Genomic DNA, 19,308 nt, shown 5'->3' on the forward strand with positions numbered 1-19,308 from the left:
GACAAGAAGATGATGATGAACGACAAGAAACTGAGCCGCCGCACCGTGGCCATGGCCCTTGCAGCCACCCCCATGGCCGCGCTGCTGCCATCGGCCGCCTGGGCCCAGAAACCCATCGTCCTGGGCTTCAGCCAGGTCGGTGCCGAAAGCGAATGGCGCACCGCCAACACCGAGTCGATCAAGTCGGCGGCCAAGGAAGCCGGCATCGAGCTCAAGTTCTCGGACGCACAGCAAAAGCAGGAAAACCAGATCAAGGCCATCCGCTCCTTCATTGCGCAAAAGGTGGATGTGATCGCGTTCTCGCCCGTGGTCGAGTCCGGCTGGGAGCCCGTTCTGCGCGAAGCCAAGGCCGCAAAGATCCCCGTGGTGCTGACCGACCGCTCGGTCAACGTGAAGGACACCTCGCTGTACGTGACTTTCATGGGCTCTGACTTCGTGGAAGAAGGCCGCAAGGCAGGCCGCTGGCTCGTCGACAAGATGAAAGACCAGAAGGGCGACGTGAACATCGTGGAGTTGCAGGGCACCGTGGGCTCGGCTCCTGCCATCGACCGCAAGAAGGGCTTCGAGGAAGTCATCAAGGCGGACCCCAAGTTCAAGATCCTGCGCTCGCAGACCGGCGACTTCACCCGCGCCAAGGGCAAGGAAGTGATGGAAGCCTTCCTCAAGGCCGAGGGCAAGAAGATCAATGTGCTGTATGCGCACAACGACGACATGGCCATCGGTGCGATCCAGGCCATCGAAGAGGCCGGCATGAAGCCCGCCAAGGACATCACCATCATCTCCATCGACGCGGTCAAGGGCGCGTTCGAAGCCATGATCGCCGGCAAGCTCAACGTGAGCGTGGAGTGCAGCCCCCTGCTGGGCCCGCAGCTGATGAGCGCCGTGAAAGACATCAAGGCGGGCAAGGCGGTGCAAAAGCGCATCGTGACCGAGGAAGGCATCTTCCCGATGGAAGTGGCGGCCAAGGAATTCCCCAACAGGAAGTATTGACCCCCTGAGGCGCTGCGCGCCTTCCCCCTTTCTCTCGCATCGCTGCGCGATGCGTGAAGGGGGACGCCACCAGCGCGGCGGGGCGGCCTTGCGCGGTGGCACTGGCGTTGGGCCGCGCCAACTGCGACGGCCATGCCGCCACTGGCATCCCTTGACGCAAAAGATTCACAACAGGAGACGGAAACAAATGAAGCGTGCAATTTTCAAGGCCGCGCTGGCCACCGTGGCGCTTGCTGCCATCGGCGCCACGTCGCTGGCATCGGCCCAGGACAAGGGAAGCATCGGCATCTCGATGCCCACCAAGTCCTCGTCGCGCTGGATCGCCGACGGCGACAACATGGTCAAGGTGCTCAAGGAGCGCGGCTACAAGACCGACCTGCAGTACGCCGACGACGACATCCCCAACCAGCTGGCCCAGATCGAGAACATGATCACCAAGGGTGCCAAGGTGCTGGTGATCGCCTCCATCGACGGAACCACGCTCTCGCGCGTGCTGCAGAACGCGGCCGACAAGGGCGTGAAGGTCATCGCCTACGACCGCCTGATCAAGGGCTCGAAGAACGTGGACTACTACGCCACGTTCGACAACTTCCAGGTCGGCGTGCTGCAGGCCACGTCCATCGTGGACAAGCTGGGCCTGAAGCAGGGCAAGGGGCCGTTCAACATCGAACTCTTCGGCGGCTCGCCCGACGACAACAACGCTTTCTTCTTCTACGACGGTGCGATGAGCGTACTGCAGCCGTACATCGACAGCGGCAAGCTGGTGGTGCGCAGCAAACAGACGGGCATGAACAAGGTGGGCACGCTGCGCTGGGACGGCTCGGTCGCCCAGGCGCGCATGGACAACCTGCTGTCGGCCTACTACGGCAAGGACAAGGTGCATGCCGTGCTGTCGCCGTACGACGGCCTGTCCATTGGCATCCTGTCGTCCTTGAAGGGCGTGGGCTACTGCACCGCGCAGCAGCCCTGCCCCGTGGTCAGCGGCCAGGACGCCGAGGTGCCCTCGGTCAAGTCCATCCTGAAGGGCGAGCAGTACTCCACCGTCTTCAAGGACACGCGCGAGCTGGCCAAGGTGGCGGCCAACATGGTGGACGCCACGCTGTCGGGCAAGCAGCCCGAGATCAACGACACCAAGACCTACAACAACGGCGTGAAGGTAGTGCCCTCGTACCTGCTCAAGCCCGTGTCGGTCGATGCATCCAACTGGAACGCCATCCTGGTGGGTAGCGGCTACTACAAGGAATCGCAGATCAAGTAGTGCAGAGCGTCTCAAAAAACTCTTCTGGCGTCGTTGCCGGGTCTTGTCGTACTGGCGTACTGCCTGCGACCCAGCGCCTAGCCAGAAACGCTGCGCTGAGTTTTGTGAAACGCTCCACGCCATGCCTCGCTGCCGGGACACCACCCGGCAGCAAGACTTTCAGGGCCCCAGACGGCCCCCTGTACGAGCCTAGTCAGTCCATGCTTCTTGAAATGCGGAACATCCGCAAAACCTTCCCCGGTGTGGTGGCCCTGAACCAGGTGAACCTGCGGGTGAAGGCCGGTGAGATCCATGCCATCGTCGGCGAGAACGGCGCGGGCAAGTCCACGCTGATGAAGGTGCTCTCCGGCGTGTACCCGCACGGCAGCTACAGCGGCGAGATCGTCTACGACGGCGAGGAACGCCAGTTCGGCGGCATCCGCGACAGCGAACACCTGGGCGTGATCATCATCCACCAGGAGCTGGCGCTGGTGCCTTTGCTCTCCATCGCCGAAAACATCTTCCTGGGCAACGAGACCGCGCGCTACGGCGTCATCGACTGGATGGCCGCGCACAGCAAGACGCAGGCGCTGCTGCACAAGGTGGGCCTGCGCGAACCCCCCGAGACGCTGGTCACCCACCTGGGCGTGGGCAAGCAGCAGCTGGTGGAAATTGCCAAGGCGCTCTCGCGCCAGGTGCGCCTGTTGATCCTGGACGAGCCCACCGCCAGCCTGAACGAGAACGACAGTCAGGCGCTGCTGGACCTGCTGCTGGAGCTCAAGGCCCAGGGCATCACCTGCATCCTCATCTCGCACAAGCTCAATGAAATCTCGCGCGTGGCCGACTCCATCACCGTGCTGCGCGACGGCAGCACCGTCGAGACCATGGACTGCGGCGCCGCCCCGGTCAGCGAAGACCGGGTGATCAAGGCCATGGTCGGCCGCGAGATGGCCGACCGCTACCCGCCGCGCGAGCCCCGCATCGGCGAGACCGTTTTCGAGGTGCGCGACTGGCATGCCTGGCACCCCCAGCGCCCGGACCGCGCCTTCATCAAGGGCATCAACCTGCAGGTGCGCAAGGGCGAGATCGTGGGCATTGCGGGCCTGATGGGCGCGGGCCGCACCGAGCTGGCCATGAGCATCTTCGGCCGCTCGTGGGGTGAGCGCATCAGCGGCCAGGTGCTGCTCCACGGCCGCCCCATCGATGTGAGCACCGTGGAAAAGGCCGTGGCCCATGGCCTGGCCTACGTGACCGAAGACCGCAAAGGCAACGGCCTGGTGCTCAGCGAGGACATCCAGTTCAACGTGTCGCTGGCCAACCTGGGCGGCGTGTCCACCGCCACCGTGATCGACGGCGGGCAGGAGCACCGCGTGGCGCAGAACTACCGCGAGAAGCTGCGCATCCGCTGCTCGGGCGTGGACCAGAAGACGCTGAATCTCTCGGGCGGCAACCAGCAGAAGGTGGTGCTGAGCAAGTGGCTCTTCACCAACCCCGAAGTGCTCATCCTCGACGAGCCCACACGCGGCATCGACGTGGGCGCCAAGTACGAGATCTATACCCTCATCGCCCAGCTGGCGGCCGAGGGCAAGTGCGTGATCGTGATCTCGTCGGAGATGCCCGAGCTGCTGGGCATCACCGACCGCCTGTACGTGATGAACGAGGGGCGCTTCGTGGCCGAGATGCCGACCGCCGAGGCATCGCAGGAAAAGATCATGCGCGTGATAGTGGCTGCCCCCCCTGAGTCGCTTCGCGCCATCCCCCCCGAGGGGGACGCCGCCCGTGCGGCGGGGCGGCCCTTGCACGGCGGCCCTGGCCTGGACCGCGCCAATGCCAGCGCCAGTACCTCCGCATCAGACAGCCACCCGCAGCGCAACGCATAACAACCATGAGCCAGATGACCAATCCCTCCCCCACGGCCTCGGCCGCGCCTGCACCGGGCGCGCCCGCGCGCCCCACCCGTTCGCTGCTGGACCACGCCAAGCACAACCTGCGCGAGTACGGCATGCTCATCACGCTGGTCGCCATCATGGGCTTCTTCCAGTACATGACGGACGGCACGCTGATGCAGCCGCTGAACCTCACCAACCTGGTGCTGCAAAACAGCTACATCGTCATCATGGCGCTGGGCATGCTGCTGGTGATCGTGTCGGGGCACATCGATTTGTCGGTGGGGTCGGTGTGCGGCTTCATCGGGGCGCTGGCTGCCGTGCTGATGGTGCAGTACCAGTGGCACTTCGTGCCCGCCACGCTGGCCTGCCTGGCCTGCGGCGGTCTCATTGGCGCTGTGCAGGGCTGGTTCGTCGCGTTCTCGCGGATCCCGTCGTTCATCGTCACGCTGGCCGGCATGCTGGTGTTCAAGGGCCTGGCGCTGGCGCTGCTGGCAGGGCAGTCGGTGGGGCCGTTTCCTGAAGCGTTCCAGATGCTGAGCTCGGGCTTCATGCCCGACCTGTTCAGCGTGGAGGGCCTCAAGCTCACGTCCCTGTTGCTGGGCGTGGCCGTGGCGGCCGCGCTGGTGGTGGCCGGCCTGCGCGCCCGGGCCAACCGGCTGCGCCACGGCGTGCATGTGGAACCCACCGCGTTCTTCCTGGCACGCACCGCGGTGTTTGCCGCACTGCTCATCTACTTCAGCTACCTGCTGGCCTCGTACAAGGGCCTGCCCAATGTGCTCATCGTGATGGCGCTGCTGATCGTGCTGTTCGACTTCATCACCAGCCGCACCACCATCGGCCGGCGCATCTACGCCATGGGCGGCAACGAAAAGGCGGCCAAGCTCTCGGGCATCAAGACCGAACGGCTGTCGTTCTACGCCTTCGTCAACATGGGCGTGCTGGCGGCGCTGGCGGGCCTGGTGTTCGCCGCGCGTCTGAACACCGCCACGCCCAAGGCGGGCCTGGGCTTCGAGCTCGATGTGATCGCGGCGTGCTTCATCGGCGGTGCCTCGGCCTCGGGCGGTGTGGGCAAGGTGATGGGTGCGGTGATCGGCGCTTTCGTGATGGGCGTGATGAACAACGGCATGTCCATCCTGGGCATCGGCATCGACTACCAGCAGGTCATTAAGGGCGTGGTGCTTTTGGCTGCCGTGCTGGTTGACGTCTACAACAAGAACAAAGCCTGATCCCATGGACGCGGCCACCGCTCACACCCCTGCCCCCGTGCTCGAACTCACGGGCATCCACAAGCAATTCGCGGGCATCCCCGTGCTGCGCGATGTGCAGCTCCACCTGTACCCCGGCGAGATCCATGCGCTGATGGGGCAGAACGGTGCGGGCAAGTCCACGCTGATCAAGGTGCTGACGGGCGTGATCAAGCCCAGCGGCGGGCAGATGCGGCTGGGGGATGATGCGGTGTGGCCCGACTCGCCGCTGGCCGCGCAGCGCCTGGGCATCAGCACCGTGTACCAGGAGGTCAACCTCTGCCCCAACCTCTCGGTGGCCGAGAACATCTTTGCGGGCCGCTACCCGCGCTGCGGCATCGCGCAGGGCTTTCGCATCGACTGGGCGCAGATGCACCAGCGCTCACGCGAGCTGGTGGCGCGCATCGGGCTGAACATCGACGTGACGCGCCTGCTGTCGGACTACCCCGTGGCCGTGCAGCAGCTGGTGGCCATTGCCCGCGCGCTGAGCATCGAAGCGCGCGTGCTCATCCTGGACGAGCCCACCTCCAGCCTGGACGACGACGAGGTGCAAAAGCTCTTCGAGGTGCTGCGCCGGCTGCGTGGCGAGGGCCTGTCGATCGTGTTCGTGACGCACTTCCTGAACCAGGTGTATGCCGTGTCGGACCGTATCACCGTGCTGCGCAACGGCACCTGGGTGGGTGAATGGGCCGTCAACGACCTGGGGCCCCAGGCCCTGATCGCCGCCATGCTGGGCCGCGACCTGGCTGCGCAGGCCGCGCAGACATCGCCGCCCCCCGTGGCGAACGCATCGGACACCGCACTGCTGCAGACCGAAGGCCTGGGGCAGACCGGCCAGCTGCAGCCGTTGGACCTGCAGATCCGCGCGGGCGAAGTGGTGGGCTTGGCGGGCCTGCTGGGCGCGGGCCGCACCGAGCTGGCGCGCCTGCTGTTCGGGCTGGAGCAGCCCGACCGCGGCATGCTGCGCATCGACGGCAAAGCGGTGAGCTTTTCCAACCCCATGGACGCCATCCGCCAGGGCCTGGCGCTGTGCCCCGAAGAGCGCAAGACCGACGGCATCGTGGCCGAGCTGTCGGTGCGCGAGAACATCGCCCTGGCACTGCAGGCGCGCATGGGCGTGGGCAAATTCCTCTCGCGCGCCGAGCAGACGGCCATTGCCGACCGCTACGTGCATTTGCTGGGCATCAAGACCGCCAGCGTGGACACCCCCATCGGCCTGCTGTCGGGCGGCAACCAGCAAAAGGCCATCCTAGCGCGCTGGATGGCCATCGAGCCGCGCCTGTTGATCCTGGACGAGCCCACACGCGGCATCGACGTGGCGGCCAAGCAGGAAATCATGGACCAGATCCTGCGCCTTGCGCAGGCCGGCATGGCCGTGCTGTTCATCTCGTCCGAGATGAGCGAAGTGGTGCGCGTGGCGCACCGCATCGTGGTGCTGCGCGACCGCCGCAAGGTCGGCGAGCTGCCCGCCGGCAGCACCGAAGACGCCGTCTACGAACTCATTGCTGCCGAACATGCTTGAAGAACGCAACACCCCCTCTCTCGTCAGCAGGCTGATGCGCCACCGCCTGGCCTGGCCCATCATCACGCTGTTGCTGTTGCTGGCCGTCAACACGGCCTTCAACGCCAGCTTCCTGCGCATCGAATGGCGCGACGGGCACCTGTACGGCAGCCTGATCGACATCCTCAACCGCGCGGCGCCGCTGGTGCTGGTGTCGCTGGGCATGACGATGGTCATCGCCACGCGCGGCATCGACATCTCGGTGGGCGCGGTGGTGGCCATCGCCGCCGCCGTGGCGGCCTGGATGATCGGCGGTTCGGTGTCGGGCACCGAAAGCCGGTTTCCGCTGCCCGTGGCCATCCTGGGCGCCATTGGCGTGGCCCTGCTGTGCGGGCTGTGGAACGGCGTGCTGGTGGCCCGCGTGGGCATGCAGCCCATCATCGCCACGCTGATCCTCATGGTGGCGGGCCGCGGCATCGCCCAGCTGATCACCGACGGGCAGATCATCACCATCTACTACACGCCCTACTTCTTCATGGGCGGCGGCTACCTGGCGGGGCTGCCGTTCTCGCTGTTCGTCGTGGCGGCCGTGTTCGCGGTGCTGTACCTGGCCGTCACGCGGACGGCGCTGGGCCTGTTCGTGCAGGCGGTGGGCATCAACCCCACGGCGGCGCGGGTGGCAGGCGTGCAGGCGGGGCGGCTGACGATTGCGGCGTATGTCTTTTGCGGCGTGTGCGCGGGCATCGCGGGCCTGCTGATCAGCTCCAACGTGAAGAGCGCGGACGGCAACAACGCCGGCCAGCTGCTGGAGCTCGATGCCATCCTGGCCGTGACGCTGGGCGGCACCGCCCTGACCGGCGGGCGCTTCAGCCTGGTGGGCAGCGTGATCGGCGCGCTCATCATCCAGACGCTGACCTACGCCATCTATTCGCTGGGCGTTCCGCCCGAGATCAACCTGGTGGTGAAGGCCGTGGTGGTGTTCATTGTGATGCTGCTGCAGTCGCCCGAGTTTCGCGCGCAGGTCGGCGCCATCGCGCGCCGTCCCGGCGCAGGGGCCCTGTCATGAGCGCCGTTCCGAAGACCGCAGGCTTGAGCACCGTGGCCTCCTCATCCGCCCCCCAGGCCGCCGGCACACGCTCGCGGCTCAACCCCAAGTACCTGCCGCTGGCCGCCACCATCTCGCTCTTCGTGGCCATGGCCACGCTGGGCTCGGTGATGTACACCGGGTTCTTCTCGGCCCAGGTGTTCCTCAACCTGCTGATCGACAACGCTTTTCTCATCATCGTGGCGGTGGGCATGACGTTCGTGATCCTGTCGGGCGGCATCGACCTGTCGGTGGGCTCGGTGGTGGCGCTCACCACCATGGTGCTGGCCGCGCTGGTGGAGCACAAGGGCTGGAGCCCGCTGGTGGCCGTGCCGGTGGTGCTGCTGATGGGCACGCTGTTCGGCGCTTTCATGGGCTTTCTCATCGAGCGGTTTCGGTTGCAGCCCTTCATCGTGACGCTGGCGGGCATGTTCCTGGCGCGCGGGCTGTGCTACCTCATCAGCATCGACTCGATCAGCATCACGCACGAGGCGTATTCCGAGATCTCGCAGTGGCGCCTGCCGCTGTGGGAGGGTGCCTCGCTGTCGCTGGGTGCGCTGATCGCCATCGCGGTGCTGCTGGCGGCGCTGTTCGTCGCGCACTGCACGCCGTTCGGCCGCGCGGTGTATGCCGTGGGCGGCAGCGAGAACTCCGCCGTGCTGATGGGCCTGCCCGTGCGCGCCACGCTGATCGGGGTGTACACGCTCTCGGGCTTTTGCTCGGCGCTGGCGGGCGTGGTGTTCACGTTCTACATGCTCTCGGGCTACGGCCTGCATGCCGTCGGCATGGAGCTCGACGCCATCGCCGCCGTGGTCATTGGCGGCACGCTGCTCACCGGTGGCGTCGGCTACGTGGTGGGCACGCTGTTCGGCGTGCTGATGCTCGGAATCATCCAGACCCTGATCTCGTTCGACGGCACGCTCAGCTCGTGGTGGACCCGCATCGTCGTCGGCGTGCTGCTGTTCGTCTTCTGCCTGCTGCAGCGCCTGCTCACGCGCCGCTCCGGCAAGCGGTCCTGACCTTTACCCATCTTCTCCCTGATCCGCATCCACAATGACCAAAACCCCGCGCAAACTCCGCTCCGCCGAATGGTTCGGCACCGCCGACAAGAACGGCTTCATGTACCGCAGCTGGATGAAGAACCAGGGGATTCCGGACCATGAGTTCGACGGCCGCCCCATCATCGGCATCTGCAACACCTGGTCCGAGCTGACACCGTGCAACGCGCACTTTCGCAAGATCGCCGAGCACGTCAAGCGCGGCATCTACGAGGCGGGCGGCTTTCCGGTCGAGTTTCCGGTGTTCTCCAACGGCGAATCCAACCTGCGCCCCACGGCCATGCTCACGCGCAACCTGGCCAGCATGGACGTGGAAGAAGCCATTCGCGGCAACCCCATCGACGCAGTGGTGCTGCTGGTGGGCTGCGACAAGACCACGCCCGCGCTGCTGATGGGCGCGGCCAGCTGCGACGTGCCGGCCATCGTGGTCACGGGCGGGCCCATGCTCAACGGCAAGCTCGACGGCAAGGACATCGGCTCGGGCACGGCCGTGTGGCGCCTGCACGAATCGCTGAAGGCCGGCGAGATCAACGAGCACCAGTTCTTCGCGGCCGAGGCCGGCATGTCCCGCTCGGCCGGCACCTGCAACACCATGGGCACGGCCAGCACCATGGCCTGCATGGCCGAATCGCTGGGCACATCGCTGCCGCACAACGCGGCCATACCCGCGGTGGACTCGCGCCGCTACGTGCTGGCCCACATGTCGGGCCGCCGCATCGTGGAGATGGCGCACGAAGGGCTCACGCTCTCCAAGATCCTGACCCGCGAAGCGTTCGAGAACGCCATCCGCACCAACGCGGCCATCGGTGGCTCGACCAACGCGGTCATCCACCTAAAGGCCATCGCAGGCCGCATCGGCGTGCAGCTGGACCTGGAGGACTGGACGCGCATCGGCCGCGGCACGCCCACGCTGGTGGACCTGCAGCCCTCGGGCCGCTTCCTGATGGAAGAGTTCTACTACGCCGGGGGCCTGCCGGCGGTGCTGCGCCGCCTGGGCGAAAACAACCTGCTGCCCCACCCCGATGCGCTGACCGTCAACGGCAAGACGCTGTGGGACAACGTGCGCGAGGCGCCGCAGTACAACGACGAAGTCATCCGCACCATCGACAACCCGCTGATCGCCGACGGCGGCATCTGCATCCTGCGCGGCAACCTGTCGCCGCGTGGCGCGGTGCTCAAGCCCTCCGCCGCCTCGCCCGAACTGCTCAAGCACCGGGGCCGCGCCGTGGTGTTCGAGAACCTGGAGCACTACAAGGAGCGCATCGTCGATGAAAACCTGGACATCGACGCGAGCTGCGTGATGGTGCTCAAGAACTGCGGCCCCAAGGGCTACCCCGGCATGGCCGAGGTGGGCAACATGGGCCTGCCCCCGAAGCTGCTGCGCCAGGGCGTGAAGGACATGGTGCGCATCTCCGACGCCCGCATGAGCGGCACCGCCTACGGCACCGTGGTGCTGCATGTGGCGCCCGAGGCCGCAGCCGGTGGCCCGCTGGCTGCTGTGCGCGATGGCGACTTCATTGAGTTGGACTGCGAGAACGGCCGCCTGCACCTGGACATCAGCGACGAGGAACTGGCCGCACGCCTGGCCGCATTGGCTGGCACGGACAACGGCGGACGCGGCGGCTACCAGCGGCTGTATGTGGACCACGTACTGCAGGCGGACGACGGCTGCGACTTCGACTTCCTGGTCGGCTGCCGTGGCGCCGCCGTTCCTCGCCACTCTCATTGACGACGGCGGGCTCTCAGCCACAGGAACGCTACACATTTCATAGCTTACAACGCTTGCCAGATAAGCTATAGAGCCGAATTTCAATCAAATTCTCACTTATTCTTTGCCATGTCAGCCAAGCCTTCCCTCCAGAACCCACGCTACCGCGGCATCTTCCCCGTGGTTCCCACCACGTTCCATGAAGACGGCACCCTGGACATCGAGAGCCAGAAGCGCTGCCTCGACTTCATGATCGACGCCGGCGTGGACGGTGTCTGCATCCTGGCCAACTTCTCCGAGCAGTTCTCGCTGTCCGACGCCGAGCGCGAGACTCTGACCCGCCTCTCGCTGGAGCATGTGGCCGGCCGCGTGCCGGTCATCGTCACCACCACCCACTACGGCACCCGCGTGTGCGCCGAGCGCAGCCGCGCCGCGCAGGACATGGGTGCTGCCATGGTGATGGTCATGCCGCCTTACCACGGCGCCACCTTCCGCGTGCCCGAAGCGCAGATTTACGAGTTCTACGCCCGTGTGTCCGATGCGATCGGCATCCCCATCATGGTGCAGGACGCACCCGCCAGCGGCACGGTACTGTCGGCCCCGTTCCTCGCGCGCATGGCGCAGGAGATCGAGAACCTGGCCTATTTCAAGATTGAGGTGCCCGGCGCTGCGAGCAAGCTGCGCGAGCTGATCCGCCTGGGCGGCGCGGCCATCGAAGGCCCCTGGGACGGCGAAGAGGCCATCACCCTGCTGGCCGACCTGGATGCTGGTGCCACCGGCGCGATGACGGGCGGCGCCTTTCCTGACGGCATTCGCCCCATCATCGAGGCCCACCGCCAGGGCGATGCCGACCAGGCCTTTTCGCTGTACCAGCGCTGGCTGCCTCTCATCAACCACGAAAACCGCCAGGGCGGCATCCTGACCGCCAAGGCGCTGATGAAGGAAGGCGGCGTGATCGCCTGCGAGGCGGGCCGCCACCCCTATCCGGCCATGCACCCTGAGGTGCGCCGGGGCCTGATCGACATCGCACGCCGGCTGGACCCGCTGGTGCTGCGCTGGAGCCGTTGAACACGCCATGGCAGACACCGCCAACCTCTCTGACACCCGCTTGGTGGCCCTGGACTGGGGCACCAGCTCGCTGCGCGCTTTTCGCCTAGGCGCCCAGGGGCAGGTGCTGGATCAGCGCAGCCGCCCCTGGGGCATCATGAACCTGCCCCCGGCCCCCACGGGCCAGGCCGATGCCGAGCCCGGCGCGGCCTTCGAGCGTGCCTTGCAGGACGCCTGCGGCGACTGGCTGGCCGCCCTGCCCTCGGTGCCTGTGCTGGCCTGCGGCATGGTGGGCAGTGCGCAGGGCTGGCGCGAAGCCGGGTACCTCGATACCCCCACCTCGCTGGACGACCTGGCGCGCGGGCTGACCGTGGTGCAGCGTGGCAGCGGCACCCCCCTGCACATCGTGCCCGGGCTGCTGCAGCGCGCGGGCCTGCCCAACGTGATGCGCGGCGAAGAGACGCAGGTGCTGGGCGTACTGGCCGACACATCCGTCGCCAGCCAGGGCCCCTTGCTGGTCGGCCTGCCGGGCACGCACAGCAAGTGGGTGGTGGCGCACAAGGACGGCACCCGGCGCGGCATCGAGCGGTTTCACACCTTCATGACGGGCGAAGTGTTTGCCGCATTGCGCGGGCACACCATCCTGGGCAAGACGATGCAGGCACCGGCCGCGCCTGACGACGCCGCATTTGCGCAGGGCCTGCAGGTGGCGCGCGGCAGCGATGCGGCGCTGGGCCTGCTGTCGCACATCTTCAGCACCCGCACGCTGGGCCTGACGGGCGCGTTGCCCGCCGCTGCGCAGGCGGACTACCTGTCGGGCATCCTCATCGGGCACGAGATCGCCAGCCTGGCGCGCCTGCACCCGCCCACCGGCGCCGCCCCCATCCCGCTGGTGCTGTGCGGCGAGGCCGACCTGTGCCGCCGCTACGCCATCGCCCTGCAGGCCTGCGGGTTTGCGCCGCCCACCATCGCTGCGCAGGCCACCGTCATGGGCCTGTGGCAGATCGCCATCGCTGCCGGGCTGGCAGCACCGGGCGCAGAGTCCACCCCATTCCCCAGGAGCCAACCCGCATGAACCCCATCGACAAGAACCTGTTCAGCACCATGCAGGCCTGCGGCCTGATCGCGATCCTGCGCGGCGTGCAGCCGCACGAGGTGGTGGCCATCGGCCACGTGCTGTACGACGCGGGGTTTCGCATCATCGAGGTGCCGCTGAACTCTCCCCAGCCCCTGGCCAGCATCCGCGCGCTGCGCGATGCGCTGCCCGCCGACTGCCTGGTGGGCGCCGGCACGGTGCTCACGCCCGAGGCCTGCGCCGAAGTGGCCGCCGCGGGCGGGCAGATCATCGTCATGCCCCACAGCGACCCCGCAGTGATACGCACCGCCCGCGCGGCCGGCATGGCCTGCGCACCCGGCGTGGCCACGCTGACCGAGGCCTATGCCGCTCTGGCGGCGGGTGCCAACATGCTCAAGCTCTTTCCGGCCGAGGCCTTGCCGCCGCATGTGCTCAAAGCCTGGCGCGCGGTCATCACCCCGCCCATGGCGCTGGTGCCGGTGGGCGGCATCGTGCCCGAGAGCATCGCCACCTACGCAGCGGCCGGGGCCAGCGGATTCGGCCTGGGCTCGGCCCTGTACCGCCCGGGCGACAGCGCAGGCGACGTGGCCGCCAAGGCCGTTGCGTTCGTCACCGCGTGGCATGACTCCTACAGCCCGGCACACGGTGCGCACCCAAATGCCGCCACGGGCCCGGCTGCCTAGACGTCCTATCGCTGCGTTGCCGCTCATCACCCGCCTCTGCATACCCACTGCTTCCTTTCCATACGCCCTCCCATGAAGATCACCCGACTGACCACGTTCCTGGTGCCCCCGCGCTGGTGCTTTCTGAAAATCGAAACCGACGAAGGCATCGTCGGCTGGGGCGAGCCCATCCTGGAAGGCCGCGCGCAGACCGTGGCCGCCGCCGTCGAGGAGCTGGGCGACTACCTCATCGGCAAGGACCCGCGCCATATCGAAGACCACTGGACGGTGCTGTACCGCGGCGGTTTCTACCGGGGCGGCGGCGTGCACATGAGCGCCCTGGCCGGCATCGACCAGGCGCTGTGGGACATCAAGGGCAAGGCCCTGGGCGTGCCCGTGTCAGAGCTGCTGGGCGGCAACGTGCGCGACCGTATCCGCGTGTACAGCTGGATCGGCGGCGACCGCCCCAGCGAGACCGCCCAGCAGGCCCGTGACGCCGTGGCCCGGGGCTTCACCGCCGTGAAGATGAACGGCACCGAAGAGGTGCAGTACGTGGACACCTTCGACAAGGTAGAGCGCTGCCTGCAGAACGTGGCCGCCGTGCGCGATGCCGTGGGCCCCAACGTGGGCATCGGCGTGGACTTTCATGGCCGCGTGCACCGCCCCATGGCCAAGGTGCTGATCAAGGAGCTGGAGCCCTACCGCCTGATGTTCATCGAAGAGCCCGTGCTCAGCGAGCACGAAGAGGCGCTGAAGGAGATCGCCCGCATCTCATCCACCCCCATCGCGCTGGGCGAGCGCCTGTACTCCCGCTGGGACTTCAAGCGCGTGCTGCAGGGGGGGTATGCCGACATCATCCAGCCCGACCCTTCCCATTCCGGCGGCATCACCGAAACCCGCAAGATCGCCACCATGGCCGAGGCCTACGACGTGGCCCTGGCCCTGCACTGCCCCCTGGGCCCCATCGCGCTGGCCGCCAACCTGCAGCTGGACGCGGTCTGCTACAACGCCTTCATCCAGGAGCAAAGCCTGGGCATCCACTACAACCAGGACAACGACCTGATGGACTACGTGTCCAACCCGGAAGTGTTTGCGTACGAGGACGGGATGGTGGCGATACCGAACGGGCCGGGGCTGGGGGTCGAAGTGAATGAAGAGTACGTGAGGGAGCGCGCACAGCAGGGGCACCGGTGGAGGAATCCGGTGTGGAGGCACAAGGATGGGAGTTTTGCGGAGTGGTGAGACAGGTGATGGGAGCGTCGCGCGAGACATGAACCGTGACGACCAACGTCGGCACGACCACGGAATCGCAAGGCCCTTCCCCACTTCCACGCTGTGTTTGCAACCGGCATACCGGAACACGAGAACTCACGGTCCTGGCTCAAATACAAACTAAGTCTTGTCGTTAGACACCCCATTCGACAAAATGCTGCGCTTTGATTCAATTTGCCCATGGCCCGTGCGGCCTGCAGCGCTTCAAAGAGTTAGCCGATGCCCAAGAACTTGCCTACGCTCCCCAACCCTGAGCCCCTCCAGCGTTTCACGCCACACACCGAGTCTTCTCAGCCACCAATAGATACCCTGGCGCAGGGTTTGCGAACCGACCTGGTATTCATCGACGGCCAATTGGAGGGCATCGATGGGCTCATTCAAAACCTGCCCGCGGATCTTGAAGTGATCGTGCTGGATGGGAGCAAGAACGGCATTGCTCAGATGGCTGAGTACCTCGCTGGGCGACACGGCATTGACTCGATCGCGCTCATTTCCCACGGCAGCCCGGGCGCCCTGCAGGCAGGGAGCGTCTGGCTTTCCGCGCAAAACATGCAGGACCATCAGAGCGATCTGACGCGCATTGGCCAATCGCTTGCTGCGGATGGGGACCTGATGTTCTATGGGTGCAAGGTGGCAGATGGAGAGGAAGGCCAGGCGCTACTTGAATCCATTGCGGCTATCACGGGTGCTGACGTAGCCGGCTCTTCAGACAACACCGGGACATCTTTGCTGGGAGGCAACTGGGTGCTGGAACGTAGCGTGGGCCAGATCGAGACGGCCGTGCTGTCCGGCCAGGCCTCCAATGGTTACAACGGCCTGCTGGCCGGTCCGACCACGCAGATATTCGACACCATCATCCTGAACGATGGGCAGTTCACCTATGTGCCTCCCGGTCAGTCGAGCACCTTCGAAGGCTGGACCTTCTCGGTGCTGGACCGCACGGGCTCGATCGATCAGGCCGGCCAGATGGCCTACACCAACGATGCGAGCACCACGGGGTTGGCCAATAACGCCAGCGACAAGGCCCTTGTCTTCCAGGGCGTCTACGATAGCTTGACCGGTGAAGCCGCCGCGTCGTTGAAGTCGGCCACCACCGACAAGTTCCGTTTCGTGTCCGTCACGGTGGAGTCCTTCCAGAGCAACGGTGACAACTACGCGCTGGTGGGCTATCTGAATGGCGTGGAAGTCTCAGGCGCCCGGCAGACCTTCACCGCAGGCCAGAACCTGAGCGGTGGCACCATCGTCAGCGTGTCCGGCAGTTCGTGGGATTACCTGGATGAAATCCGCATCATGCGCGGCAGCGGACAGACCGATATCTCGCTGTCTGTGGACGATCTGTTGATCGCCGCCCCCATAGCCCCCAGCACGCCCCCCGTGATCGGCAATCTCAACGGCGACGCGGTCAACTATGTGGAAAAGTCCGGCCCGGTCCTGCTGGATGCAGGCTTGAACGTCACCGTGACCGACAGCGACAGCACTGACTTCAACGGTGGCAATCTCACCGTCAACATCGTCACCAACCGATACGATAACTTTGACCAACTGCTCATCCTGAATCAGGGAACGGGTGCGGGGGAGATCGGCGTCTCTGGCAGCACTGTCACGTATGGCGGCACGGTCATCGGCTCATACACCGGTGGTACAGGCACCAACCCGCTGGTCGTGACCTTCAATGGAAATGCTACGGCCGCTGCTACACAAGCCTTGATCGGCAGAATTGCATTCACCAATATTTCCTCAGACACCGGGGCGTTGCAGCGCACAGTGGCCTTCACGCTCAATGACGGCGACACCCTGACGGACAGCGCCGAGTCGCGCGTCAACATCACGGTCCAGACCGTCAACGACGCGCCAACGTTGACTGCCACAGGCACCAACCCGATCTACACCGAGAACGGCGCATCCCAGCAACTTTTCAGTGGCACTTCGGTGTCCGCCGTCGAGTTCGGCCAGACGCTATCGAGCCTCAGCCTGACAATCAGCAATGTGGCCGATGGCTCCAGCGAGGTGCTGACGGTGGACGGCACCAGCGTGGCGCTGTTCAATGGCTCCATCGTCAACAGCACCAGCACCTCCGCCTGGGGTTTGTCCGCCACGGTCAGCGTGTCGGGCGGCGTGGCCACCGTGACGCTGAACTCATCCGCCGGCCTCTCCGGCGCCAACGTACAGACCTTGGTCAACGGTCTGGCCTACCGCAACCTCAGCGACAACCCGACCGACGGCGTTCGCAGCGTCACGCTCACCACGCTGCGGGATAGCGGCGGCACATCCAACGGCGGCATGGATACCGCCGTGCTGTCCGTGGCTTCCAACGTCACCGTGGTCTCGGTGTACGACGCGCCCATCCTGACGACCACTGGCGGCTCCACCGCGTTCACGGCCGGCGACAACACTGCATCGACACCTGTCGTGATCGACCCGCTGCTCACGCTCAGCGATGTCGACAGCACGACGGCAGCGTCCGCCAGCGTAGCCATCACTGGCAACTTTCGGAGCGGTGAAGACCAGCTCATCTTCACCAACAACAACGGCTCGCTCTACGGGAACATTACGGCCAGCTACAACGCAGGCACCGGTGTGTTGAGCCTGAGCTCGGCGGGTGCCAGCGCCACGCTCAGCCAGTGGCAGGCGGCGCTGCGCAGTGTGAGCTACACCGACACGGCCGTCACACCCAACAGTGCCACCCGCACCATCAGCTTCTCCGTCAATGACGGCTCGAACGACAGCACAACCCAGACAAAGAGCGTCACTGTCACGCCGGTGGACCAAACCCCGATTCTGAGCACCAGTGGGGGCAGCAGCGCCTTCACCGAAGGCCAGGGCACGGTGCAGGTCGATCCTGGCGTATCCGTCAGTGACCTGGACAGCAGCACGCTGGCCACCGCCACCGTGCAGATCTCGGGCAACTTGCGCAGCAGCGAAGACCTGCTGCTCTTCGCGAACACCAGCAGCGCCATGTACGGCAACATCTCGGGCAGCTACAACGCCGCCACCGGCGAGTTGACGCTGAGCTCAGCTGGTTCCGTGGCCACAGTGGCTCAATGGCAAGCTGCCCTGCGCGCAGTCAGCTACAGCAACACCTCCGAAAGCCCTGATACAGGAACACGCACGATTGGCTTCGCCGTGAGCGACGGAACCCAGAGCAGCGCCGTCGGCAACAGAACGATCACCTTGACGGCAGTCAACGACGATCCTACCGTTGCAAATCCCATCGCAGACCAGATTGCTCCCGAGGACTCCGCCCTCAACTTTCAGATTCCGGCCAATGCCTTTGCGGATGTGGACACCGGCGATACCCTCACCTATAGCGCTCAGCTGTCAGGTGGTGGAGCTCTTCCTGCGTGGCTGAGCTTCGACCCCATCACCCGTACCTTCAGCGGCACCCCTGTCAATGCAGACGTCGGCGTGCTGTCGATGGAGGTGACCGTCAACGATGGGAACGGAGGCTCCGCGACCGACACCTTCCAGATCACAGTCAGCAACACCAACGATGCACCCACGGTGGCCAATGCCATCCCCAACCGCAGCGCCACCCAAGGCTTTGCCTTCAACTACACCCTGGCGGCCAACACGTTTGCGGACGTGGATGTGGGGGACACCCTGAGCTACTCGGCCCAGCTCGCCGGAGGCGGGGCATTGCCCGCGTGGCTGAGCTTCTCCCCCGCCACAGGGACTTTCAGCGGAACCCCCACCGGCACCGGCACCGTGAGCATCGAAGTCACTGCCAACGACGGTCATGGCGGCAGCGTGAGCGATAGCTTCGATGTGGTCATCAGTGCGGTACCGGAGGACCCAGAACCACCCGTCACTCCACCCGTGACCCCACCGGTGACCCCGCCCACGCCTGGAGTGCCCGACAGCGACGGCATACCGACCATCGTGGAAGACCAGGTGCCAGGCATTCCGGGCCCTGGCGGGGCCATCCTGCCAGGTGATGGCAACGGAGACGGCATCAAGGACAGCGAGCAAATGAGCGTGGCCTCGATCGGCTTTGCGCTCAGCCCCACGGGAGAAAGCAACCCTGGCGGCGCGCAGCCCACCTTCACAACCTTGGTCGCCAGCAGCCTCAATGGCAAGGTGGTCAGTGGCAACGACAACAGCCGCATCACCAGCCTCAAGCAACTGGACGCACCACACGACCTCCCCGGAGAGCTGCAGTTGCCGATAGGACTGGTGAGTTTCACGGTGGAGCTGGCAACGGGCAAGACGGGCGAGAACTTCAGCCTCTACGTGGACCCGGCGCTGGGCGCAAACGGCTACTGGAAGCAAGACAACACCGGCACCTGGGTGAACATCGCCAGCGAGCCATATGGAGGCAAAACGGTGATGGAGGGCGGGCGTCTGCGGCTGGACTTCCGCATCGAGGACGGGGGGCAGTTCGACGCGGACGGCAAGGTGGACGGGGTCATCACCGACCCGGGAGCACCGGGACACATGCCGCTGTCGATTACCGGGCAGGCGCCTGACTTGCCCCATGGGTTCTGGTTCTGACCGGCCCGCGGCCGGGGCGCACTGAGCGACAAACAAGAACGGCCGGTAGC

General features: G+C 65.8%; 13 protein-coding genes. All 13 read left to right on the top strand.

Annotated elements, in window-relative coordinates; genetic code table 11:
- Positions 1-15: 15 nt before the first annotated feature.
- The gene (locus KW835_RS07155; RefSeq protein ID WP_218381860.1) at positions 16-990 is read left to right on the top strand and encodes an ABC transporter substrate-binding protein; all 975 of its coding nucleotides are present in this window, start codon (positions 16-18) and stop codon (positions 988-990) included.
- 187 nt (positions 991-1,177) lie between these two features.
- A complete protein-coding gene (chvE, locus tag KW835_RS07160) occupies positions 1,178-2,248 on the top strand; it encodes a multiple monosaccharide ABC transporter substrate-binding protein (RefSeq protein WP_218381669.1) in 1,071 nt (356 codons plus the stop codon).
- 200 nt (positions 2,249-2,448) lie between these two features.
- The gene (gene mmsA / locus KW835_RS07165; RefSeq protein ID WP_218381670.1) at positions 2,449-4,107 is read left to right on the top strand and encodes a multiple monosaccharide ABC transporter ATP-binding protein; all 1,659 of its coding nucleotides are present in this window, start codon (positions 2,449-2,451) and stop codon (positions 4,105-4,107) included.
- Positions 4,108-4,112: 5 nt separating this feature from the next.
- A complete protein-coding gene (gene mmsB, locus KW835_RS07170; protein ID WP_255593355.1) occupies positions 4,113-5,342 on the top strand; it encodes a multiple monosaccharide ABC transporter permease in 1,230 nt (409 codons plus the stop codon).
- Positions 5,343-5,346: 4 nt separating this feature from the next.
- On the top strand, positions 5,347-6,882 hold the full coding sequence (locus KW835_RS07175) for a sugar ABC transporter ATP-binding protein (RefSeq protein WP_218381671.1): 1,536 nt from the start codon (positions 5,347-5,349) through the stop codon (positions 6,880-6,882).
- Positions 6,875-7,927, top strand: coding sequence for an ABC transporter permease (locus KW835_RS07180; RefSeq protein WP_218381672.1), 1,053 nt, complete (start codon positions 6,875-6,877; stop codon positions 7,925-7,927). Before KW835_RS07175 ends, KW835_RS07180 begins: the two co-directional genes overlap by 8 nt.
- Complete coding sequence (gene yjfF / locus KW835_RS07185) at positions 7,924-8,964, top strand: galactofuranose ABC transporter, permease protein YjfF (RefSeq protein ID WP_218381673.1); 1,041 nt, start codon at positions 7,924-7,926, stop codon at positions 8,962-8,964. Before KW835_RS07180 ends, yjfF begins: the two co-directional genes overlap by 4 nt.
- A gap of 34 nt (positions 8,965-8,998) precedes the next feature.
- Positions 8,999-10,732 carry an IlvD/Edd family dehydratase gene (locus KW835_RS07190; RefSeq protein ID WP_218381674.1) on the top strand — a complete coding sequence of 578 codons (1,734 nt, stop codon included), beginning with the start codon at positions 8,999-9,001 and terminating at the stop codon, positions 10,730-10,732.
- A gap of 108 nt (positions 10,733-10,840) precedes the next feature.
- The gene (locus KW835_RS07195; RefSeq protein ID WP_218381675.1) at positions 10,841-11,779 is read left to right on the top strand and encodes a dihydrodipicolinate synthase family protein; all 939 of its coding nucleotides are present in this window, start codon (positions 10,841-10,843) and stop codon (positions 11,777-11,779) included.
- Positions 11,780-11,786: 7 nt separating this feature from the next.
- Positions 11,787-12,833, top strand: a complete 1,047-nt coding sequence (locus KW835_RS07200; RefSeq protein ID WP_218381676.1) for a 2-dehydro-3-deoxygalactonokinase — start codon at positions 11,787-11,789, stop codon at positions 12,831-12,833.
- The gene (locus KW835_RS07205; RefSeq protein WP_218381677.1) at positions 12,830-13,516 is read left to right on the top strand and encodes a 2-dehydro-3-deoxy-6-phosphogalactonate aldolase; all 687 of its coding nucleotides are present in this window, start codon (positions 12,830-12,832) and stop codon (positions 13,514-13,516) included. Before KW835_RS07200 ends, KW835_RS07205 begins: the two co-directional genes overlap by 4 nt.
- 72 nt (positions 13,517-13,588) lie before the next feature.
- Positions 13,589-14,737 (top strand): galactonate dehydratase, encoded by a 1,149-nt coding sequence (gene dgoD, locus KW835_RS07210; protein WP_218381678.1) that lies wholly within the window; start codon positions 13,589-13,591, stop codon positions 14,735-14,737.
- A gap of 351 nt (positions 14,738-15,088) precedes the next feature.
- Positions 15,089-19,258: a DUF4347 domain-containing protein gene (locus KW835_RS07215; RefSeq protein WP_218381679.1), complete on the top strand. Its 4,170-nt coding sequence runs from the start codon at positions 15,089-15,091 to the stop codon at positions 19,256-19,258.
- The last annotated feature ends 50 nt before the right edge of the window (positions 19,259-19,308 follow it).

This window comes from Acidovorax sp. sic0104, assembly GCF_019219095.1.
GTDB lineage: Bacteria > Pseudomonadota > Gammaproteobacteria > Burkholderiales > Burkholderiaceae_C > Acidovorax.